Source organism: Candidatus Manganitrophus noduliformans (genome assembly GCF_012184425.1).
GTDB lineage: Bacteria > Nitrospirota > Nitrospiria > SBBL01 > Manganitrophaceae > Manganitrophus > Manganitrophus noduliformans.
Genome location: NZ_VTOW01000002.1, coordinates 426,754 through 446,868 on the forward strand (window position 1 = coordinate 426,754; position 20,115 = coordinate 446,868).

Here is a 20,115-nt window from a genome sequence, read left to right on the forward strand (position 1 = left end):
CTGCGTGAGCCTCAAGGTTAAGAAAATTTCTATGAGGCAAGATATGACGAATTCCATATTGGTAGACTCTAAACTCTATCAAATTGAGAGTTGAATGTCATATATGTTGAGTCTGACTTTAACGGTACTACAGATCGATTCTTTTCTTTATGAAACGATCCTCTTCAAAACAACCCATCATGTGACAGACTCTTCGCTCATCAAAGGAAATAAAGTGGTCGCCGCAGATGCGGCACGTCCGAACACGCCAATTGCTTTCGGTACACTCTCTCTCGACGAACTGAAGAACAGTCGCCGGCATGTAGTTAAAAATTCTGCTGATCGTGAAGAGATCCAACTCCACTAACAACAGCTCCACGATCATCCCTTTGTGATTTCTGTGAACCTTGAGATATTTTGGGACCCGGTTTGAGCGGACCTTCTGCCATTGGTATTTTAGAGCGTCGGGCGAAATAGGCAGAATTGATTCGACCTGTTTTCGCGACATGCCGGCCGTCTTAGAAAGTGAAATGAAATTTTCTTTCTGTTCTTTTGTCAGTACGACGTCGCAATCCATTTGTCTATCTCTTGCGGATTTCTAACCGGTCAAAATGACTGGATCCGGTGACGGACCTTCAATTTGTTGACCTGCGTCATTAAAGCGCGGATGAGTTTTTCCTTTTCGCCGAGGATCGTCCGCAACTTTTTTGCCTCACATCGGTGTCGATCCTGCCTCCTTTTCTTATCCTTCACGATATAAATCGAATGGGAATGGTGGCGATGATCACCCGGTTGATTTGGACAAAGAAGAAATCTCAGATATCGATCAATCTCGATGATTTCCTCAATCGTGGTGGGAACCAGATCGCTTACCTTCCGACTTAACCCAGACAAATATTGCAGTTCCTTCATAGTTAAACCGATATAAGGTTGAATCTCCCTCAATAGGTGAGGATACAAAGAGAGCTGTTCATGAAATGTGAAAAGCTCGATGTTACTATCGATCCGCTGTGAGAGAAACACGAAGTACTGAGCCAAGAGATCTTCCTTCCCGATCTTCGCCAAGGAGACGATCCCTTTGATGAGTTGATTCTGAAGTTGTCCTTTTTCTTTCGCTCGGCTCAGCAGATGAACCGGATCGATTTCCATTCCCTTCACTCCATCATGATCACAATCCCCAGACATGCGCCAGGGCTTCATCCAGAGGAATGGTATGATAGCCGCTGCACGTATAGCGGTATGCCCTCCCCTCCTCGTCCAAGTTCAAATAGAATCTTGTGACAATATGCTTATACAAGACAATTCTCTTTTCTCCGGTTTGCACCTCCCCCATATACATGAACGCGGGAAGATTTTGGCGTCCGACGATTCGCTCTAGCGGCTCCCATGTCGGTTCTTTCCATGCCGGCTTATTTATCGAGGATTCCATCATCGCCCCTACAAGTTGAAAATTCACTGTGTTTGTTCGCCGGCCTGTCCCGTTCCCGGGCCAGCCGTTTGAGCACGGCGGTGAAGAAGCGGGCCCGGGAGGTCCGGATCTGACCGCGGCGGTCGGCGTCTTTTGTCTCCGAAAGCGCGGAATAAATGAGGACCTCCGGCAGGCGACGCACTAGTTTTTCATAATAGGAACGGCTATGGGGGTCATTCGTGACTTCGAGGATCTGTTTGACGAGATCAACCTGCTCCGGGTCTGCGCATTCATTCAGTAGGATTGTTGTCGGCCTTTTTCTCACGACCAGTTTGTAATCCTGGCCGTCCTTTGTATGAGTGAGCGTCAGATCGAGGATCCCTGTGGAGATCGCCTTCCCGTTAATCTGATTGGCAGCACGCCGAATCAGCCGGAGACGTTCGGACGGCCAGGCATATCTCCCGCGAATCGAAAGGTCATCTTGAAGAAGCCGGGCGCAGCGGCGCTGCCAGTTGAACTTGTCGGCCATGATGACATCCAGAAATGAATAAAGAGAGATGGCAATCTCTCCGCGAATCTCCATTACGATGTCGATCAAAACCGGTTTTGAATGCTGACGCTGCAGATTTTTCTCGATCCGCTCATTGAACCGAAAAGTGGTGGTCCCTTTATAATTCTGATTCTGAGAGTGAACCTTCCGGGACTCATGGATTCTGAGCATTGAGAGAACATTGATTGGTTCCTCGAAGCAGTGGTAGCGTCCGGATTCCTTATCGAAAAAGGAGTATTGCCATGTGATCGGGACCTTCCGTAAGGCTCGCAGCGACTGCTTGAGGAACGACAGCTGCTTCTTTCCCCATCCCATTTTCATCGTTCGAGCCAGTTCCCTTAAACTGACAGCAGTTCCCTCGCCGGCAGGACAAGCCGGGCGCTCCCACCACATTTTTTGAAGGGCCAGGTAGGTACGATAGTCGAGCGTGTTTAGACTCCGGCGGTCGACAGGTTCGACAAAGATTTTGGCCAGAACCTTTCTCCCTTCGATGTCGATTACCCAGGTCTTTATCCGGGCCCAGGAATCCTTGCGGGTGTGCGAAGGCGAGAAGATAAACGACGCGAACTTCGCAACATTCAATTCAACAGGAAGGACCTCCAGATGGTGATCGAGACCGGGAATCAGAATGGACTCCAGCATATTCGTCTTCTCAGTCGGCGCACTTCAACCGAAAACACTCGTTTTGGAGAAAGCTAAAATACCGGTTTGTCATCGCCCTGAAAAGCGTCAACGCTAAATTATTTAACCGTTAATCGCTTCAATGAAACGCTCTGGTCAAACGAATGCTATTTTTTGTTCGTGCATTCAATCTCTTACGATTCAAATACCTGCACGAAGTACACCAAGCCCCTGCTCAAAGTACACCGGGAAAAATGCTTTCCTTGCATGAGGTACACCAACTTCCCTGTACAAAGTACACCGTTCCGATTCGAACATCTCAAATTGTGGAAAAGGGAAAAGACGAATTGAAATATCCTGCACAAAGTACACCGGCGTTCTGGTCATCATGAGTCTGCGCTTTATACCACCGCAGGTAATTCGTCCTATTGATTTGATCTGTAAAATTGCCAATAACTAAAGATGGATTCTCTTACTCTCATCTATCGCAACTTATGTGCCCAATGGAAGAACCGACGCTTCGACATCTCTTCATAGATTGAGAGGTAGAAAGCACACATATCATCAATGACTTAGGCGGAGCAAGGGCAGGAAAAGATTCAGAAGGAAAAAGGAATACGATGGCTGATCCGTCTCTCATCGGCATCAGAACTTCGAGACACCTGACGTGAAGAGGCAACAGAGTCAGCCATTACTCAAATTAGTTTTTCGAGGGAAAAACTTAATTCAGCAAGTTTGATCAGAGTACAGATATTGATAACACCTACAAATAGTCGAAAATAATTTGTCTTAAATTAACGATTACCAATAAAAAAACGGGGCGCGTAACCGGCCTGCCGAAGGCAGGTCCGGTCGACCCACGGACTAGGCGGCGCCCACCCTGCACCTGGTCGTTCACAGACAATTGCACCTTGACGGCTGCAAGCTAGTCCGGCCCAGAAAGTGTCGCGGACCCGCTGTTCGACCAATCGCCTTCACCGCTCACTGACGTCCCGCCGTCGTTCTTGGTCCACCAGCGGTTGCGAAACTCGAAGGTCTCCGTGGCTGTTCTTCCGTTGTTGGCGTTCGGCGTCGATGTCACAATTCGGGACCACTTCTGATACTCGATATCAAAGCGCGTGTCCCGTCCGAAGCCGTCCCGGACGACGAGAAAGAAGACGCCATCACCGCTGGGAATGTCGCCGCGCCAAAGCTTTTTGCGCTCGTCCCAGAGGTCAACGTCGCGCCAGCCTGGGTTATTACGCGTTGTCTCGACGACGACAGCAGCTCGGCCCGGGCCGTACTTCTCCGCGTAGCTGCCTGCTTCCTGGGTCAACGGAATCGTCTTTAGGCCCCTGTTCTCGAAGAATAATTGCGCTGTACGCAACGCGGCGCCTTCAATCAGCAGGATTACGCTCGCCGACTCGTTTGGCGCCACGGCAGACAGTTCGCGGCGCCCGGCCCCGTGCGGCGCTGGAAGCATCTCCGTCATGGCTGCGACCGATTCCTCGCGTCCCCAGACGCCACGAGAGGTGGTTAGGACCCGGAAGCTCGCGCGGGGGAGAGCCGGCAGCTGGAAGGCACCGTCATCGACTGGCGAGAGGTTGAGCGCTTTCACAGTCGGGGCGCAGTTCGGAACCGACTCATAGCAGATTTTTGAGGCGTCGGCGATCTTGGCAAGGTTGCTGTCGATGATCTCCTTTTGCGCAAGAACCTTCTCCAACTGCTCCTTTCCCATGCCCAGTTCAATGAGTCGGTTGGCCAGTACTTGACGCCTGAACTCGCGCTCGAAATCGCCGTGCAGTGTTTTACGTGCTTCGCGGGCAATCTCCGTGAGAAAGGGGTAACCGTCCTGCAGGTGGATACCGGCTTGTGAATAACGCGCAGTCTTATATTCCAAAGGTGAACCTCCCGGAGTTGCGCCAGGCGCAAGTTGGGCAGGAAAGCCCCGCTGCACGTCCGTCGCATAAGTCAGCGCGGCTTGCGTCACCTTCGTGCACTGGGTCAAGTCGCCGAGACCACATTGGACGAAGTTGGTACTGCCCTCCGGGGTATTCGGGAAGATGCCGGTGAGCTTGCTAACGTCACCACCCATCTGCAGTGCGGTCACCGTGATCTTGGCGTCCCTCCCGTATTCGCGCGACGCCTGCTGGAGGCTGGCGTCGGCGGAGTACAGCGGACCAGACACGGAAAACTGCGACTGGAATGACTGCTTGCGCTCCTTGGAGGTGAAGTCGATGCGGATGGAGAAGAACAGCCGCGAGCCGACTTTGATCTCGTCTACGTACTCGTCGCCGCATGTCTCAGCCCAACGTTCGATGTCCCCTGCTACGCTGTTGCCAATCGGCGAACGAGTGACGGCAGACAGCTTGCGCGAGGGCAACTTGTATTCGGACAGCCACACCGCCGAAATTGAGTACTCGTTTGAAACCACACTGCGCATGAATTTGGCCGAGCCGCTGGTTTCCACTGCGCCGAAGCGGGCGCGTCCACCCGCCGAAAGCCCGAGTTGTTCGGACGCTTGTTGCTCGGTGAGTGCCTGGTCAAAGCTGAACGTGGCTTGAGAGCTTCCGCTGAATACCTCGGTACCTTGAACGCACTGCTGTGCAAGCAGGTCTTCTTTCTCAGACTGGTAGCCACCACCTAGCAGCGCTGAGCGAGTCGCAGTCGACGAGGCGATGTCCGCAGCGTGCGCAACAGCAAAGCTCAACACGCAGGTCAGTGCCGCCAGAATTCGAGCGGCGACGCTCATGGGTTGGCCTCCTTGAGCTTCGTCACATACTGCACCGGAGTGCTAAACGACGTGCCAGCGGGGCGGTTCAAGCCCGCCGCTCCCGCCACGGCGTTAGCCAGCGAAACGCAGTTGGTCGACGTAAGCGAGAAGCTCTTGTCCCAGCCTGCGATAGTCGCGAGGATCTGCTGACGCTGTTTCAGTGATATGGACTTGGTCAGACTCACAACGACGTTGCTGAAGCGTGTCGGCGGGCGGGCAGAAAAGTTGAACTCCGAGTCAACGACACCGGGGCCACCGAAGATCGCTCCGATCGACTTCGGGTAGAAACCGTAGCAGTCCTCTTTTATCCCGGTGTTGGTCGGCAACTGTAGGCACACGAAGGCATGCCCGGTGAAGCTACTATCGCTCCAATTGGACCCGGTCGCCATGAACTGTACGGATGGTTCAGGCGCGGCAATTACGGACTGGCACAATGCAACTGAGCACAGCAAGACGGCCGCCGCCCGCGTGACCCAATGACATTCAAAGGCCATTTCCCTTTTCCTTCCATATCGCATCCGACGTAGAGATCCTCCTACGTCGCGCGTGAGTTGACAATCGCGCTTCAGAAGGCCGCGGGTCGGCCCTCATGCCATTCCCTTTGTGAGCCGGCCGCCCGCCTCGAATCGCCACACAGGGCGTCACCAAACCGCGGGAATTAGGTTCCAAACCTCCCGAATGGGTTCCTCGTGGATTTGCGCCTAGCTGTTGCAAGAGGCTATTAGTAATTACTGAAACTTATCGAGTTCAAAGACGCTGCGTCGCCCAAGTTTGTCGAGTATTTCGACCGTAGGCAAAGGCACGTCCTTGCGCTGCTCGATGCCGAGAGATACTCCGCCGAATAGTAAGGTGCGGTCGATTTCGCTACGAATCGTGCAGTCTGAAAAATTCGTAGGGCGCCGCTCGAACAGTTCATCGACAGGGTCCTTCGTTGCTTCCGTCAATAAAAGCCTGAACGTTGCCATAGTTTCTGCTAACTCTGCTAAGGTCTTAGGCTCATCGGAAGTGGGTTTGGAGCTATCGGTTGTAGTGATCTTTGGAATTCTCACCGCGGGCGCAAGCGGCACGCGCGAATCGGGAGTAATGAGCCAAACACTGTCGAAGAGGGTTTGGTCTCCCGATAGGCCTAGCACAAACTCGCTGAATCCAATCCTCTGGCCTGTCGCAGGAGGTGGCGGCGGCGACCGTCGCGACACAATTCTAGCAGGCTCCAGGTGAATTTCTTGGCACCGCGATATACCTACCAATGAGAGGCCGGGTGGAATCGGGGGCCAAGCAACGCGAGGTAGGTTGCCAACGGCGGTGGGAACGCTACAGTCCGTTTCCCCTGTTAGGCAGGCTACCGCCGCAAGCTTTAGCGCATTCCGCCCGCTTTCGTAAAGGATTCGGACGTCGTTGAGTTCGCTGCGTTTGGCCGGACTGACGTATTTCACCAGGTACATTTCTGCTTCGGAGGTCGGTTTAACCAGGAAGTCGATTCTCCGAATCAGGCCGGTGAGGTTCTCGTATTGCGAGTAAATCTCCCACAGCCGGTCTTGCGCCAAGTTCGGAGGGGCTTGAAACGAGAGGTTCGAGAACTGGCTTAGAGGACTGGTCTGATACGTCAGAGGGGCCGCATTGGCCGGCGTAGTTGCCCTTCCGTACTCAGTCAAGGCCGCCTTGACGGCCGCCAGATCTGTGGCAGACACGAACTTTGCCAGAACCTGTGACCCTGGCCCACCTTGAACATGCACATAGGTCTTGATGCTCACACGAGATTGAATCTTTTGAGCGACGTTGTTGTATGCCGAATCAAAGCTCGCTCCCGCATTTGGCCCGGAATACTTCGCGTTCAATGCGGCGGACAACTCGCGCTTTTCGGAGTTCGTCAAGTTGTGGACCTCGTAAACAACTGCCGCAATGGCGCCGCGGCTCTCCTGTGACACGACTTCTGGTCCGCAGCGCGCCTTAGCCTCGGAAGGGTTGGCTGCCTCTGTCAATAATGGAGTGGGCACCGGGTTTTTAAGGCGGTAGCGACCGAAGTTAATCTTGATTCTGGCCACCCAGACCAAGGTTGACTCATCGAACGAAACACCAACATTCTGAGAGAAGGATGCGCCCCCTGAAAACATGGCCGTGTGCGCTTCCATCGACGCGGAGATACCGACAGTACTGAGCAAGGAACGTCGGTCAGACACCTCGCTGACTTCCACCGAGCCGACGGCGATCCCGCTGGGGTCGATAGACTCGACACCCTCGTGCGAAATGCAGACGGAAACGAACGGCACCGTAGGCGTACTGGGTTCGTAGCCAAAGCCCAAGCGAACAACTCCATTGGGATGGTAGTCGATAGAGCTTTGGGCTAGTGCAGTATTGGACACTAGAAGCAGTAAACTGACATGAAGCAACACATCGGAAACACAGCTACGTCGCATCGGCACCTCCCGCCTACTGATAGGCTATTAGGCTAAAGCAATCCAACTCTCTGGCAACGTCGACCAGAGGCATGTCTCGTAAGGCTACCACCGCATTCTTCTTGGTCTTGCCGACCGACGAGTTCCACGCACACAAGCGCACCAGCGCGACGGGGCGGCGTTTGTCAGAACGGTCTCCGACGCAGGTCTATACATTCGGGGCCACCTATGAAAAAATCTGTCCAAGGGCAAAGCGCTACCGCCTCGGCCTGGGTCCATTTAGAATCTCTATGGAATAGAAGTCAATCACCTATATGCGCTCTTGGCCGCACGATAACGTCAGACACCGGCCGCGGCCGCGCTATCAGGTCTGAAGGGCCTTTCGATCTTTCGATCTAGAACATGGCGTCAGGGCGCTGGCCGATTTATTCCTTCACCGGCATTGCTTTAAACGGCTCTTTGTATTTAATCATGTGATAAATCGCTTTGAGCATGGCGCGAGCCACCTGCCGGGAAACATCGATGCCGTTTGCGCCGACAAAAAGATCAATGTCCCCGTTGTAATGACACGCGAAGAAGTCGCCGCTGTGATTTCGAGCATGGATGGAACGGCCCCGCGAACGGATCAAATCCTTCGAGTGCGATTCCCATCGTAAAATTAAAAACCCAAGGGCTTTTCAGAACCCTCGGATTCAAACGAGCGCCACAGAAACCTGCAGACTCAACTTCCCACCATCCCGTCCCCTCCCCCCGTAAAACATTCCTGGTTGGAGTGTACTGTTGTCTCCGGAAGGGAATCTATCACGACCTTGAAAAAGATGTCAATACGAAGTTTCAGGCGGCCTACTTAATCTGCGTACCCGGCGAGGTCTCTTCCAGGAATATTCCAAGGATTTCGTACAGCAGTACCGAAAGACATATGAAGTTCTGAAACAGCGGCATCTTTAGGCATGTAAAAGACGATCAAGGTCGTCAATCTTCAGCCATTTTTGTTTTGAGGAGTTCGACTGCTAATCGACCGAGGCCGGAATTTCATCGCATGAAGCGAGAGATAAATCACAGAAAAATGTAATCGGAACCAGAAAGGAAAAACAGAATGTTTCGCGAGTGACATTCGCCTCTAAACCCTAAAAGGGTCTCTCGGCCAGCATGCTCATTACAAATTGAAATCTACAATTTCCTTCAGTATACCAAGGTGAGACTTTCAGGAAGAAGTAGGGCTTTCAATATCGATAAAAGGAATCGGAATTTTGCAATTCACTCCACGTCCCCCGATTTCGTGAGATCATACCTGTTCAATAATCGGATGAAGTGGGTTCTGTTGAGGCCCAGGAGTCTTGCGGCCTCGGATTGATTGCCATCAGCCCTTTCGAGGGCGGATGTCAATAATGTCTTTTGATATTCCTGAACCAGTTTCTTGTACTTACCGACGGTCGCGAGAGTGACTGTGTCCGGATCTATTTTCGATGCGTCCCCTGCCTCCTCCGGTCGCATCCCGCCCGCGAGTAAAAGATCGATATGCTTGGGCGCCAGATATTGTGACTGGCAGGTCATCAGCGCCCGATGGAGGGTCTTGGACAATTCCCGGACGTTTCCCGGCCAATCATAGGCGATCAGCTTATCCAGCGCTTGCGGGAGCACCTCGACCGCTCTCCCCGTTTGAGACCGGAATTGATCCAGGAGGTGACGGACCAACAGCGGGATATCTTCACGACGGTCCCGCAGAGGGGGCAATACAATCCGCACCTCGTTCAAACGAAAATAGAGATCTTCCCGAAACCTCCCCGATTCGATCGCGGACCTGAAATCGATATTCGTCGAGGAGATGACCTGCGCACGGAGAACAAGCTCCTCTCCTCCAAGCGGTCTGAATTTTCTCTCTTCCAGTACCCTCAGCAGCTTCGCCTGAAGCCCGATACTCATGTTCCCGATTTCATCCAGCAGGAATGTTCCTTCCTTCGCGGCTTCCAATTTTCCGATCAGCGACTCTCTGTTATGGAATCCGGGGTAATGTGCCTTCACCCCGAAAAGCTCACTTTCCAAGATAGTTTCCGGAACCGACCCACAATCGATCGAGATAAACGGCGCGTTGGATCCTTTCCGCGCATGGATAGCCTGCGCGACGAGTTCCTTTCCGGTTCCGCTTTCTCCCAGAATCAACACCGTAGAACGGCTCCATGCGACCTTTTCGATCAGCGCGTAGACCTGATACATCTTGGGAGATTTTCCGACGATCACCCTGCCGGGACCGAAGGCAAATCCGTTATGAAGATCGATCTGGGTCTGAATCAGCTTTTCCAGGCGCATTCTCTTCAAAGCCTGATTGATTCTGAAGGGAAGGAGTTCATAGAGAGAATGATCTTTGACGATATAATCGACCGCTCCCAATTCGATCGCCTTGTTGATCATCGCACTGTCGCTCTGGGCGCTGATGGTAATGATCGAAAGATCGGACCGATCCTCCAACGCGCAGGAGATGAAGTCCAGGCCTCCCTGAGGTGTCCCGTCGAACGTCAGATCGAGAAGCACCAAGTCCGGTGGCCTCTCCTGAAGCGCGCGCAGCCCGGCCGAAGGCTCTTTCGCAACCTCGATCGCGTAACCGCTTGATCGAAGGGCGTCGCGGTAAAGTTTGGCGTAACGAGGATCGTCCTCAACGATCAGAATCCGGCCGTTCTCCATGTTCAATGACCTCTTTTTGATGATCGGTCTTCATCCGGCCGACCAGCGGGAGCCTCACGATCGCGGCCGTTCCGGCTCCCGGGATGGATGCCAACGATAATTCGCCTCCGTGATTGTTTTCAATCACCCTTTTCGCAGTCCAGAGTCCAAGACCGGTTCCGTGCGCCTTCGTCGTGATGAAGGGCTTGAAAAGATTTTTTCGGACAGTCTCGGGAATGCCGGCTCCTGAGTCGCGGATTTTGATTTCCACGCCTTCCCGACCGGCCATTGAAAGGATTACCTCCAACGTACCCCCGTCCGGCATCGCATCGAATGCGTTCGCGATAAGATTCGCGAATGCCATCCCGAGCTGGGCCTGGTCTCCTTGCACGCGGGGAATATTCTCGCCGTATCGCTTTACGATACGGTAGCTGGGTTTACTTATTTCTTCCGTCCGGTCCGAGATACAGGCTTCGACGACCTCGGCCAGGTCAACCCTGACCATTTTCGGCGGATCGATGTGGGCCCTTCGGAGCCCATGGAGGATTCCGGCGATGTCCTCAGCGGCTTCACTGATATGGGAAAGCCCCTCGTGCGCCTCTTCGGGATTTCCAGAAACAAATTCGGACCGGACGATCTTGACGTAGTTCTGGATCAGAGCAAGCGGAACCTTGATCGCGTGAACGAGCGTTCCGGACGAGCTGGCGATCAATTCCATTTCGATCAGGCGGGATCTCGCCGTCTCGAGGTCATTCCGGATGCGGTTGATTCGGAGCAGCATCGCGACCCGCAACGACAGCTCTTTAAGATTGCAGGGCTTCGGAGCATAATCGTCGGCGCCCAACTCAAAGTCGAACGCCATCTCTCCGAGGTTATCGCGTGCCGTCACCATGATGATCGGAATGGACGCCGTGTTAAGATTATCCTTCAGCATCCGGCAAAGCTGCGGCCCGCTGAGGTTCGGCATGATCATATCGGTGATGATCAGATCCGGAACCTCCTCACGAATCCGTCGAAGCGCCTCCCTTCCGTTCGCCGCTGTTACAATACGGTATCCGTTGGCTTCGAAGAACGATTGAAGAACATCCCGGTCGATCTCCGAATCGTCCGCGATCAGGAGGGTTTCACCCTGGCCCATGACCGCCCTGGGGAGGGACCCCTTCGTCCCATTCGTTAATTCCGTCCGTTTGCCGTTCGGATCGGCCGCTCTTCCGGTGGGTGGCGCCGGATCCGATTGAAGCGCTTCCGGCTGATTCTCCGGAAGGAAAATCGAAATCCGGGTCCCTTGACCGGCCTCGCTTTCCACATCGATCCGTCCCCGGTGGGCCTCGACAATCTCTTTCGTCAGTGCGAGTCCGAGGCCGCTCCCTTCGATGCCGCTGACCTGATCCCCTCTCCGGTACCTTGTGAAGAGGCTCCGGATCTCCTCCTGACTCATTCCCCGGCCGGTGTCTTCGACGACAACCTGGACCCCTCCTTCGGCCTTCGCGCAAGAGACCAGGATCGTGCCGTGATCTGTGTATTTGACCGCATTCGAGAGGAGGTTCGTCACGCATTGACGGATCCGCGACTTGTCCCCTTTCACCATCGGAAGAGGTTCGTCCATCTGAACCGCCAGCTCCAGCCCCTTCGATGTGATCGCGCCCCCGGCCAGGTCCACGGCGAGACGGACGACGCTCTCTAATTCGATTTCGCGGAAGTCATATGTCATTACCCCCATCTCGATTTTGCTCAGATCGAGCAAATGATCGACGAGATCTTTCATGTCGAGCGCCGTCAGTCTGATGTCTTCGATCAGTCGTCTTTGATTTTCCGGTGCCGCAGTCCCGTGGTGTGCCAGAATCCCCTCGGCGATGCTAGCCATGCCGAGGAGGGGTCCCCGCAGCTCATGGACCACGTCGGAAAGAAATTCGGTCTTCTGGCGGTCAAGATTCCGGACCTGTTCCAGAAGCAGGGAATTCGAAAAGGCGATCGTCGACGCCGCGCCGATCCGCGAGAGAAAGTCGACCTCCCTCCGGGAAAATCTTTTCATATTGCGCTTTCTTCCCAGGGCGATGGTGCCGAGAAGCTCCCCCTTCTGGATCAGAGGAAGACAGAGCGCAAAATGATGCTCTTTCAGCCACGCCGTTGCCGGAACCTCTTCCTCCTCCGGACGCGCGAACCGGGAAGATGCGATCTGAACAACCGATCCCTCCTGGAGCCTCTCCCAAACGACCAGCGGGACCGGCCCGATCTTCTCCATCGGTCCATTCCATTCGGCGGCCCGTCGCGGAGACTCGCTCCGGGAGTTGAGAAGCAATACCTCCGCCGACTCGACAGAGAGGACCCTCCCTACCTCTCTCAGTATCTTCTGCGACATCGGCTGAAGCTCTTGAAGGACCGCCAATTCGGCGATGACCTGATCGAGCGTTTTTTGAAGGTCGTACTTGCGCCGGTCGAAGAGTTGATCGACAAAGGGCTGCGCGATGTACAGATAGAGCGCCGCGGCGAAGCTGATTCCTCCGATCCACATCCCCCATGTCGAGTCTGGATATTCTACCAACCAGGGCCTCAACCAGGCCGCGCCCCAGATCAGGGCGACGAGGGGAACCGACGAGACGATCAACCAGCTCGCCGTTTTGTGGACGACGGTCTCGATATCGAATGCCCGATGGCGGATCACGAGATGAATGAAGATCCCCATCGTGATCAGGCTCCCGCCGGCATTCAGAAAGACAAACCATTTCTCCGAAGCCCCTTCCTCATGAATCTGAATCAGCAGCCAAATACTGATCCAGAAGAGGGCCCCCCGGAGACCCACCCACCGGGCGAGGGTTCTGACGATCCGTTTATCGAGAGAGGGGATTTCCTCGGAACGGCAGATCCGGTATTGAAACGCGATGATCGCCAGAACAAAACACTGGCCCGCAAAAACATAGAGATCGAAGATCAGAGAGAACGCCGACTTGAAAAAGAGCTCCGAATAGCGTCGGACGACGAGCGTATCGGAGTACAATGGCGCGGACAGAGAAATTGCGGAGATCACAAAGCCCAACACGGAAAAAGGAAGTATCGCCCTCCGAAACTTCGCGTAAGCCTGTGGAAGGACGGCAGCCACGACCACGGAGAGGGAGACGATCAGACCGATCAATCCCTGAAAGAGATTCAGCCAGGGAACGGGGGGCACCCCTGAATCGAGATCCCGCTCAATCAGCAGCAGGATGACGAGATAGCCGGACGTGAAAAAGCTGCCGAGGGAGAGGGCGGCATGCGGCCCTTTTGGACGGCGGTGCTTGAAGATCAAAACCGCCGTGGAGAAGGAGACTACGGTCGCAAATGCGAGAAACCCATACTTCAACCCAATCATGCAGGGCACCCTGACGTTTAAATACCGATCTCTTCAGAGGTGAATCGCTCAGATCTTCCCCTTTTCGCGCAATTCTGCCAACGGATAGAGGTTATCCCGCCACATGATTCCACCCCGTTTTTTCGCCATGTAAATAGAACGCATCACACAGTAGAAGATTGACATTGCATTGAGCGGAACGGAGAGGGCCGCCGTCATTGGAACGCCGGTAAGCCGCCCCATGTACCTGAAAATGGCAAGTTGCGCCGCAATGGCCGCCGCGAACGAAATCTCTTGAAATCCTGACGCGAAGAATATCCCAATGTACGGGGCGAAAAACGCGATAAAGGCGCAAGCCGACGCAAAAAATGCGGTCGGGAGGCTGTAATTGAAAGCAGTGAAGAGATTCTTCTCCAGAGCGCGGGCCGCCTCGGGAACATTCTTATACCAGGGCACGGAGATCATTCCGTTCCCGAAGAGCATCATCTGTCTGAAATGGTTCAGCTTGACCAGCTTCCCAAGCTTCAGGTCGTCGCCCGTGCAGAGGGCGATCTCTAGATGTCCTCCGATCTGGCGGTAGACCGATGTCTTCACGAGGTTGAAGGCCCCGATGCCGGCCGTTGCGCTGCTTTCCGGAGAGAGTATCTTGTGGGGCCGGAAATAAAGGAGGAGACTCGCCGCAAAGATGCTCAGCAATCCTTTCGATGCCCAGGTGCCCCCCTTGGAATCCGGAGTACAGGTGATATGATCCAGGCGGTGAGTTTCCAAAAATACGACCGCTTTCCGAATGGCCTTCGGATGAAAGGTCACATCGGCATCGGTGAAAAGGAGCCACTCCGATTTCATATCGGACGCGCCAAGGTGCAGAGCATGCGTCTTCCCAAGCCAGCCCTCCGGCAACTCGGTCACATGATGAACCTTCAGGGAAGGATAATGGTTATTGAGGTCCGCCAGGATCTCGGCTGTTCTGTCGGTGGACCGATCGTTGACCACGACGACATTTAGATTCGGATAATCGCTCCCGAACCAGGATCGGACGGCGCCCTCGATCGACCGCTCTTCATTCCTTGCAGCAGCCACGACGGTAACCCGCGGCCATCGGCTTGAATTCCTTGATTCAGCCACGTCCAGAAACACATCGGGCTGGTTTCTTAGATAAGGAACCGCCGACCGGATCTGCCAAAGAAGGATCAGCGCGTAAGACCAGATGCCGACGACTACTGTGGCCAGGATTGTCCACACCATGACATGCTCCGTTTCTTCCACTCGTGATGATAATCGCGAAGGCAACGTCAGAATGAATAGGTGACTGAAACTCCGCCTCCGATGGTCTGGGATTGGTATGTTCCCCGGTGTTCCGGCATTCGCGGCAAGGAATTGTTGACCTTGCGCGGCGCACCATAGTTATATGCTAAAAAGCCGTCGAGATTCCAGCTTCCCTTTTTATATCCATAACCGACCGTGAAGGTATGGTTGTCCACATCCGGCAGGATCGGGCTCATTCCTGAATTTCTGGAAGCGCTTGGGTCGAAGGCGTATCCTGCCCGCCATTGGGAGGTGTCGCTGATCCGGTACAGGGTACCGACACGATAGGTCCATGTACTTTTCAGCCGATACGGAATCGACGTGTCGCGGACTACGGCGGTCGTCCGTTCGAATTCGATCTTCTGTTCTTCCAATTCATTCCAATCGACCCACTGGACGTCCACCTCCGCGACCCAATCGGGACTAAATCGCCAGGCTGCGCCGACCACCGCTGACTGTGGAACCGTCAAGCTCGTGTCCGCACCCCCGTTCGGGAACAGCGGGGTCAACGGAGCGGGCACAGAGTAACTCGCATGACCGTCATATGAGATTTTCATCGGCGTGGTATAGACCGCCCCGATGCCGAATCTGGGCCCGAAATCATGATGAACACCCAAGATACCGTATGCCCCATATCCCTCCGCCGTCAGGCGAGCGGACCCTTCGCCCGGGAGAGTGAAGGGGGTCAAATCAATCCGATTTTCCAGCTCGATCGTAGATCGCGCCATCCCGACGCTTAAACCAACAGCAGTGCGATCTGAAATCCTCACTCCGGCCGAAAGAGCGAAATTGACTTGTTTGAACTCCGATGAGGTCACCAGGAACCGACCTTCCCAATCATTTGGATAATCGATGCGGTTCCCCATGGAGGAATACAGACCCGCTCCCAGAGTCATTTTGTTGCTGATTTGATAGGAATAGAAGGCATAAGGAACGAGTGGTGTCGATGAAACTTCGATGTTCTCTCCACTCAAGTCGCTGTCGAACCGGAGAACAGATCTCCCGGCTGAGACGCCGACCTCCGCATTAGCGCCGTCGAGTACCTCCAACCGACTGGGATTATAGAACACAGCGGCGGGAGTGTCGACTGTAGCGACCACTGCGTTCCCTTGCGCTTGTTCCTTCGCCCCATGATCGTAGATGGCAAATCCCGACGCCCACACCTGATCGAAAAACGAAAGCGCTGTTACGACTGCTAAAGCGCACGAAAGCAATCTTGATTGGAGCATTTCAATATCCTCCCCCAAAGGAATAGACTCCTTATTACTATTAGCGATGATTGAAATAGCAACGATCATACCAATTGGGGAGACCTGACATTTATGCGCTCGTTTAAGACCTATACGCTGGGTAAACATTTGATTCCATTTATTTTTGTTTCACTCCGAGCGACTCGGCGAAGAAATCTTGATATGGATCAGGAGGGATGATCGACACCGTGCAAGCGTATCCAAACAGCGACACCCTGTTACAGTTCAGCGACACAATGGTTAATCCAGCAGGCATGTTACAAGCTTTCCTGAAACGGTAAAGATGAATGGCCTTGGGGTTAGTGAACGTAACGGGAAACAACTTGTCGCAGCAGGTCTACTTTTTAATTGCATATCCTAAATCGGAACAGTAGAATACCTTCGATTTTTATTCCAGAACACATTCTCACCGTTTCAAATTGAAGGATTAATGTGTGCTCATTGACCACATGCACGAGCCAATAAAGGATGAGAAAGACCGTCCGCTCAATACTGACGAAACCCTTCTGCTCTTTTTTGAGCAGCGTGCTTACCAACTCGTTATGGCAGTCAGGCAGAATTATGGGAGAACAGACAGGTCTACCGAAAATTATTACCGGCAGCTCTTGATCTATTTAGAGGGGATCGGTTGGATGGTTCGCTACGGACGGCTTGATCCCCGGATGAGAGCACAGGCGAAAACAGGGATGGAAGTTTTCCTCAAAGTTTTTGCCGAAATGGATTCTATATCGACACAGGATAAAAAGTGCGTTGTTGATTCTTGAAATCGAATTCGATGAGGTAATTTATGGCTTTTTCAAAGAAGCAAATATTCGTCGGTTTGATCATGATCCAGACGGTTGTTATTCTCCTTCTTCTCTTCAATACAATCTCGTTTCGAAACGAAACCCTCTCCGCTCGAGCCGCTGCCAATTACTATCAGAAGGTGTATGAAGAAATAGCGGAAAGGGAAGATCCTTTACTTCAGTCCTTGATCGCCGAGCGAGAGAGACTTACCCGGGAATACACAGCCACCCGCGAGATCGCGCACGAATACGGAATCAAACCAGCCGATTCATTTTGATCTCAAATGAATCGGCCCCCTCATTCGTCTTCGATCGGTGCGATTCCCTTGGTGATTGCGTAGCGGATCATTTCTGAGATATTTCGAAAGGCAAGCTTGTTCATGATGTTGAAGCGGTGGGTCTCCACCGTCTTTACCTTGACACCCAGGTCTTTGGCGATTTCCTTATTCTTGTAACCGAGCGCAACAAGCCGCAACACCTCCTTTTCGCGTTCGGTGATGCTTCTTGCTACGACCGGTCCTCGATCAATCTTTTTATCGCTTCTGGTGGCTCTTTTCAATACCGACGGCATAGTTGTCCCCCCTCGGCTTATAATCCTTTCTTGAGTGACGGCGCAGCTTTAAACTTCACCGATTTGCCTGCCTTGATCTTGATCGGCTGACCGGTCTGAGGATTTCTCCCCTTGCGTGCGGCACGGGCCTTCACCGTAAAGGTCCCGAAACCGGGAATCGCGAATCTCCCCGCTTTCTTGATCCCCTTCGCGATCGCGGCAAAGGTATCATCGATAATCGCGCTCACCGCTTTTTTCGTGATGCCGTTTCCAGCATGTTTTTTATTAATCGTCTCAAGAAGCTCTTTCTTATTCATAAAATCCTCCTCAAAAGAGATGGTAAATGACGGTTCACCCTCGCGGCACTGATCCAAGCACTTCTTATTTGTTTCAGACCTTATTACAATACAGTTTCTTTTGGAATTCAAGGAAAATCAAAATAAAATAACTGAGAGTCCTCGCAAATCCGACTTCGGTTCATCAAAGATCCACGGGGACTCGCTTCATGGTTTCTGGCGGGAAAGATATTATTTCAGCGGAGAACCTATGAGAAACGACAATAGGAGAGGACAGAGGCGAGCTGAAACATTATCCGATGAATTGCCGATTGAGCCGATCAATTCTTCTTCTCTTCTCGATCGCCAGGATAATCTCATTGGTGACTTCGGAAATGTGAAACGGCTTTGTCAGATAACCGCACGCCCCGAGCCGAACCAACTCAATCGCGTTCTTGATCGTCCCATATCCGGTAATGATCAAGACCTCGATCTGGGGATCATCGGTTTTGATTGCCCGCAGGACGGCCAGTCCATCCATCCCCGGCATCCGCAGATCAAGCGTCACCACATCGATCTTCTTTTTTCGGATGATCTGCAGGGCCTGCAGCCCCCCATCCGCCTCCTCGACATGATAATGGGGACTGAGGATCATCCTGAGTGACTCTCGCGATCCGCTTTCGTCATCGACAATTAAAATTGTATGTTTGGCTTCCATTCGGGTCACCTTTCGATTCTTTATTATACCCGATGTGGTTTGGCTGCTCTGACGATCCCGCCCTTGACTTCTTGTCTTTAAATCTAATACTTTTCAAGAATAAGCCGAAGTGAGATATTAAGAAATCCAAGATCAAACTCACCCATCGAAGGAGGAGACCCATGAAGAAGATCTCTCCCATGGAAGTCGGAGAACGGATCAGATCCGTGCGCGGCAATAAAACACAAACCGAGTTTGCGAAAGCCCTCGGAGTGAAGAAACAGAACTACATCAGCCGCTATGAGCGGGGGCGAATTCCATCCCCTGACTTGCTGGTGCGGATTGCCCAGATGGGCCGGGTCAGCACCGACTGGCTGCTAACCGGAAAACAGGGCCGAGCCGGAACGGCGACCACCCGTGGCGTTCAAGGCAGAGGGACAACACGTCAGGATATTAGAAAGAAGGCCTGATCTCTCTCGGAAGCGAAGACCAGAGGCAAATTGTCACATCTGGATGATTCGATCGGCCGCGGCACATGGCGGATGAAACCGACCCAGGTTGCTCTTCGACACCGGGCACTCCCCTGTCTTGCTGGATCGGATCAGGAATCTGTTCTGCGCACGACCAATCAGAGAGGAACGCGGAAGACAGGCTGATTAAAATGCGCTCTGGGTTGTTTACCAGAGCGACGGCTGGATTTGTACCTCGACGAGATCTTCCACGCTGTCTTCGAGTTCCGACAGAAAATCGAGACCAGTCCGGGCCTCCACGGTGTCAACATTCGTGATGTAATTCGGGAGATCTCCTGTTTTCAGCTTCTTATTCGGCAAAATAAACGCGATCGCCTCTCCCTCTGCCGGATCGAACACCACTTTGTAGAAATAGGTCGGAACGGACACCGCGTTGGGACCAATATGAGGATGCCGCTCCGCATAGATCGGTCCGGTGAAAATAAAAACTGCGCCCCGCTGCATCGTCCAGTCTCTGACCCTCTCTTCCAGGACTGCCCAAATTCCTCGATTAAACCCCGCACCGACCTGAGGGGCCATATTGGAGAGCAGAAAGCTGTCGCTCATCGCGCGGGCGTCCCACTTCATGTCCGCCGCGGGGGCCAGATGGCCTCGGTCATAGCCGCTGTTTTTGTAGTCCTTCAACTCGGACCGCTCCCCCGGCGGCAGATCCGGATCAGTCCGAAAGTCGTCGGAGCGCGCTTGGGTCCCTTCCAGTTTCTCTTTCGTTAGATGATAGGCCACCCAGCGGGCCGCTTTCTTTTGTGGATCATGGGAGAGGGCATATCCCATTCTGCACAACAGAATCGGCTCGGCGGAAGGGATGCCGTACTTGATATGCTCGTCACAGCCTTCCAAGCCCTCCGCAAGCGCGCCGGCGGCCCAGAAAAGAAGGAAAAGCTGGAAGACCCAAACTGTCTTCTTCATTTGTGGCTCAGTGCTCCTGGTCAGGCCGGCTTGACGCCTACGCGCTGCCTGGCCGAACGATCAACTTCTCTGATCCTCGCTCTGCCTCCGATTCAAATGCGGCATCAAACACATTCACTTTGTGTTCGGCT

Annotated in this window: 18 protein-coding genes; 4 read left to right on the forward strand and 14 right to left on the reverse strand. The window is 53.4% G+C overall.

From position 1 onward, the window contains the following. The first annotated feature begins 94 nt into the window (after window positions 1–94). Complete coding sequence (locus MNODULE_RS11350; protein ID WP_168059838.1) at window positions 95–346, forward strand: hypothetical protein; 252 nt, start codon at window positions 95–97, stop codon at window positions 344–346. Window positions 347–585: 239 nt separating this feature from the next. Here MNODULE_RS11350 and MNODULE_RS11355 read toward each other — a convergent pair whose 3' ends face one another. The 10 genes from MNODULE_RS11355 to MNODULE_RS11400 all read right to left on the reverse strand — a co-directional run bounded on the left by MNODULE_RS11355 (window position 586) and on the right by MNODULE_RS11400 (window position 16,349). Continuing rightward, window positions 586–1,128, reverse strand: a complete 543-nt coding sequence (locus MNODULE_RS11355) for a hypothetical protein (protein ID WP_168059839.1) — start codon at window positions 1,126–1,128, stop codon at window positions 586–588. A gap of 260 nt (window positions 1,129–1,388) precedes the next feature. Continuing rightward, a complete protein-coding gene (locus MNODULE_RS11360; RefSeq protein WP_168059840.1) occupies window positions 1,389–2,579 on the reverse strand; it encodes a hypothetical protein in 1,191 nt (396 codons plus the stop codon). 904 nt (window positions 2,580–3,483) lie between these two features. Then, on the reverse strand, window positions 3,484–5,289 hold the full coding sequence (locus MNODULE_RS11365; protein ID WP_168059842.1) for a hypothetical protein: 1,806 nt from the start codon (window positions 5,287–5,289) through the stop codon (window positions 3,484–3,486). Continuing rightward, complete coding sequence (locus MNODULE_RS11370) at window positions 5,286–5,804, reverse strand: hypothetical protein (RefSeq protein WP_168059844.1); 519 nt, start codon at window positions 5,802–5,804, stop codon at window positions 5,286–5,288. Before MNODULE_RS11370 ends, MNODULE_RS11365 begins: the two co-directional genes overlap by 4 nt. 234 nt (window positions 5,805–6,038) lie before the next feature. Then, window positions 6,039–7,724, reverse strand: coding sequence for a hypothetical protein (locus MNODULE_RS11375; protein ID WP_168059846.1), 1,686 nt, complete (start codon window positions 7,722–7,724; stop codon window positions 6,039–6,041). Window positions 7,725–8,128: 404 nt separating this feature from the next. Further along, on the reverse strand, window positions 8,129–8,332 hold the full coding sequence (locus MNODULE_RS11380) for a hypothetical protein (RefSeq protein ID WP_168059848.1): 204 nt from the start codon (window positions 8,330–8,332) through the stop codon (window positions 8,129–8,131). Between the two features lie 628 nt (window positions 8,333–8,960). After that, window positions 8,961–10,382, reverse strand: coding sequence for a sigma-54-dependent transcriptional regulator (locus tag MNODULE_RS11385; protein ID WP_168059850.1), 1,422 nt, complete (start codon window positions 10,380–10,382; stop codon window positions 8,961–8,963). Continuing rightward, window positions 10,354–13,707 (reverse strand): ATP-binding protein, encoded by a 3,354-nt coding sequence (locus MNODULE_RS11390; protein ID WP_168059852.1) that lies wholly within the window; start codon window positions 13,705–13,707, stop codon window positions 10,354–10,356. The genes MNODULE_RS11385 and MNODULE_RS11390 overlap by 29 nt, the downstream gene beginning before the upstream one ends. A 48-nt stretch (window positions 13,708–13,755) precedes the next feature. Then, on the reverse strand, window positions 13,756–14,931 hold the full coding sequence (locus tag MNODULE_RS11395) for a glycosyltransferase family 2 protein (protein ID WP_168059854.1): 1,176 nt from the start codon (window positions 14,929–14,931) through the stop codon (window positions 13,756–13,758). A gap of 47 nt (window positions 14,932–14,978) precedes the next feature. After that, a complete protein-coding gene (locus MNODULE_RS11400; RefSeq protein WP_168059856.1) occupies window positions 14,979–16,349 on the reverse strand; it encodes an OmpP1/FadL family transporter in 1,371 nt (456 codons plus the stop codon). A gap of 326 nt (window positions 16,350–16,675) precedes the next feature. Here MNODULE_RS11400 and MNODULE_RS11405 point away from each other — a divergent pair, with 326 nt between their 5' ends. Both MNODULE_RS11405 and MNODULE_RS11410 read left to right on the forward strand, forming a co-directional pair. Next, window positions 16,676–17,005: a hypothetical protein gene (locus MNODULE_RS11405; RefSeq protein ID WP_168059858.1), complete on the forward strand. Its 330-nt coding sequence runs from the start codon at window positions 16,676–16,678 to the stop codon at window positions 17,003–17,005. A gap of 23 nt (window positions 17,006–17,028) precedes the next feature. Continuing rightward, the gene (locus MNODULE_RS11410) at window positions 17,029–17,304 is read left to right on the forward strand and encodes a hypothetical protein (RefSeq protein ID WP_168059860.1); all 276 of its coding nucleotides are present in this window, start codon (window positions 17,029–17,031) and stop codon (window positions 17,302–17,304) included. Between the two features lie 20 nt (window positions 17,305–17,324). Here MNODULE_RS11410 and MNODULE_RS11415 read toward each other — a convergent pair whose 3' ends face one another. The 3 genes from MNODULE_RS11415 to MNODULE_RS11425 form a co-directional block, all read right to left on the reverse strand. After that, window positions 17,325–17,597 carry a response regulator transcription factor gene (locus MNODULE_RS11415; protein WP_168059862.1) on the reverse strand — a complete coding sequence of 91 codons (273 nt, stop codon included), beginning with the start codon at window positions 17,595–17,597 and terminating at the stop codon, window positions 17,325–17,327. 17 nt (window positions 17,598–17,614) lie between these two features. Then, on the reverse strand, window positions 17,615–17,893 hold the full coding sequence (locus MNODULE_RS11420; protein WP_168059864.1) for an HU family DNA-binding protein: 279 nt from the start codon (window positions 17,891–17,893) through the stop codon (window positions 17,615–17,617). 271 nt (window positions 17,894–18,164) lie between these two features. Continuing rightward, window positions 18,165–18,569 carry a response regulator gene (locus MNODULE_RS11425; protein ID WP_168059866.1) on the reverse strand — a complete coding sequence of 135 codons (405 nt, stop codon included), beginning with the start codon at window positions 18,567–18,569 and terminating at the stop codon, window positions 18,165–18,167. A gap of 161 nt (window positions 18,570–18,730) precedes the next feature. On the opposite strand from MNODULE_RS11425, the gene MNODULE_RS11430 reads away from it, so the two are divergent. Continuing rightward, complete coding sequence (locus MNODULE_RS11430; RefSeq protein ID WP_168059868.1) at window positions 18,731–19,018, forward strand: helix-turn-helix domain-containing protein; 288 nt, start codon at window positions 18,731–18,733, stop codon at window positions 19,016–19,018. 207 nt (window positions 19,019–19,225) lie between these two features. Here MNODULE_RS11430 and MNODULE_RS11435 read toward each other — a convergent pair whose 3' ends face one another. Next, complete coding sequence (locus MNODULE_RS11435; protein ID WP_168059870.1) at window positions 19,226–19,984, reverse strand: DNA/RNA non-specific endonuclease; 759 nt, start codon at window positions 19,982–19,984, stop codon at window positions 19,226–19,228. Window positions 19,985–20,115: the final 131 nt, after the last annotated feature.

Excerpts from the sequence above, each read along its gene's own strand:
- MNODULE_RS11350 (WP_168059838.1), top strand. The coding sequence starts at position 95 with ATGTCATATATGTTGAGTCTGACTTTAACGGTACTACAGATCGATTCT.
- MNODULE_RS11355 (WP_168059839.1), bottom strand. The coding sequence starts at position 1,128 with ATGGAAATCGATCCGGTTCATCTGCTGAGCCGAGCGAAAGAAAAAGGA.
- MNODULE_RS11360 (WP_168059840.1), bottom strand. The coding sequence starts at position 2,579 with ATGCTGGAGTCCATTCTGATTCCCGGTCTCGATCACCATCTGGAGGTC.
- MNODULE_RS11365 (WP_168059842.1), bottom strand. The coding sequence starts at position 5,289 with ATGAGCGTCGCCGCTCGAATTCTGGCGGCACTGACCTGCGTGTTGAGC.
- MNODULE_RS11370 (WP_168059844.1), bottom strand. The coding sequence starts at position 5,804 with ATGGCCTTTGAATGTCATTGGGTCACGCGGGCGGCGGCCGTCTTGCTG.
- MNODULE_RS11375 (WP_168059846.1), bottom strand. The coding sequence starts at position 7,724 with ATGCGACGTAGCTGTGTTTCCGATGTGTTGCTTCATGTCAGTTTACTG.
- MNODULE_RS11385 (WP_168059850.1), bottom strand. The coding sequence starts at position 10,382 with ATGGAGAACGGCCGGATTCTGATCGTTGAGGACGATCCTCGTTACGCC.
- MNODULE_RS11390 (WP_168059852.1), bottom strand. The coding sequence starts at position 13,707 with ATGATTGGGTTGAAGTATGGGTTTCTCGCATTTGCGACCGTAGTCTCC.
- MNODULE_RS11395 (WP_168059854.1), bottom strand. The coding sequence starts at position 14,931 with ATGGTGTGGACAATCCTGGCCACAGTAGTCGTCGGCATCTGGTCTTAC.
- MNODULE_RS11400 (WP_168059856.1), bottom strand. The coding sequence starts at position 16,349 with ATGTTTACCCAGCGTATAGGTCTTAAACGAGCGCATAAATGTCAGGTC.
- MNODULE_RS11410 (WP_168059860.1), top strand. The coding sequence starts at position 17,029 with ATGGCTTTTTCAAAGAAGCAAATATTCGTCGGTTTGATCATGATCCAG.
- MNODULE_RS11415 (WP_168059862.1), bottom strand. The coding sequence starts at position 17,597 with ATGCCGTCGGTATTGAAAAGAGCCACCAGAAGCGATAAAAAGATTGAT.
- MNODULE_RS11420 (WP_168059864.1), bottom strand. The coding sequence starts at position 17,893 with ATGAATAAGAAAGAGCTTCTTGAGACGATTAATAAAAAACATGCTGGA.
- MNODULE_RS11425 (WP_168059866.1), bottom strand. The coding sequence starts at position 18,569 with ATGGAAGCCAAACATACAATTTTAATTGTCGATGACGAAAGCGGATCG.
- MNODULE_RS11430 (WP_168059868.1), top strand. The coding sequence starts at position 18,731 with ATGAAGAAGATCTCTCCCATGGAAGTCGGAGAACGGATCAGATCCGTG.
- MNODULE_RS11435 (WP_168059870.1), bottom strand. The coding sequence starts at position 19,984 with ATGAAGAAGACAGTTTGGGTCTTCCAGCTTTTCCTTCTTTTCTGGGCC.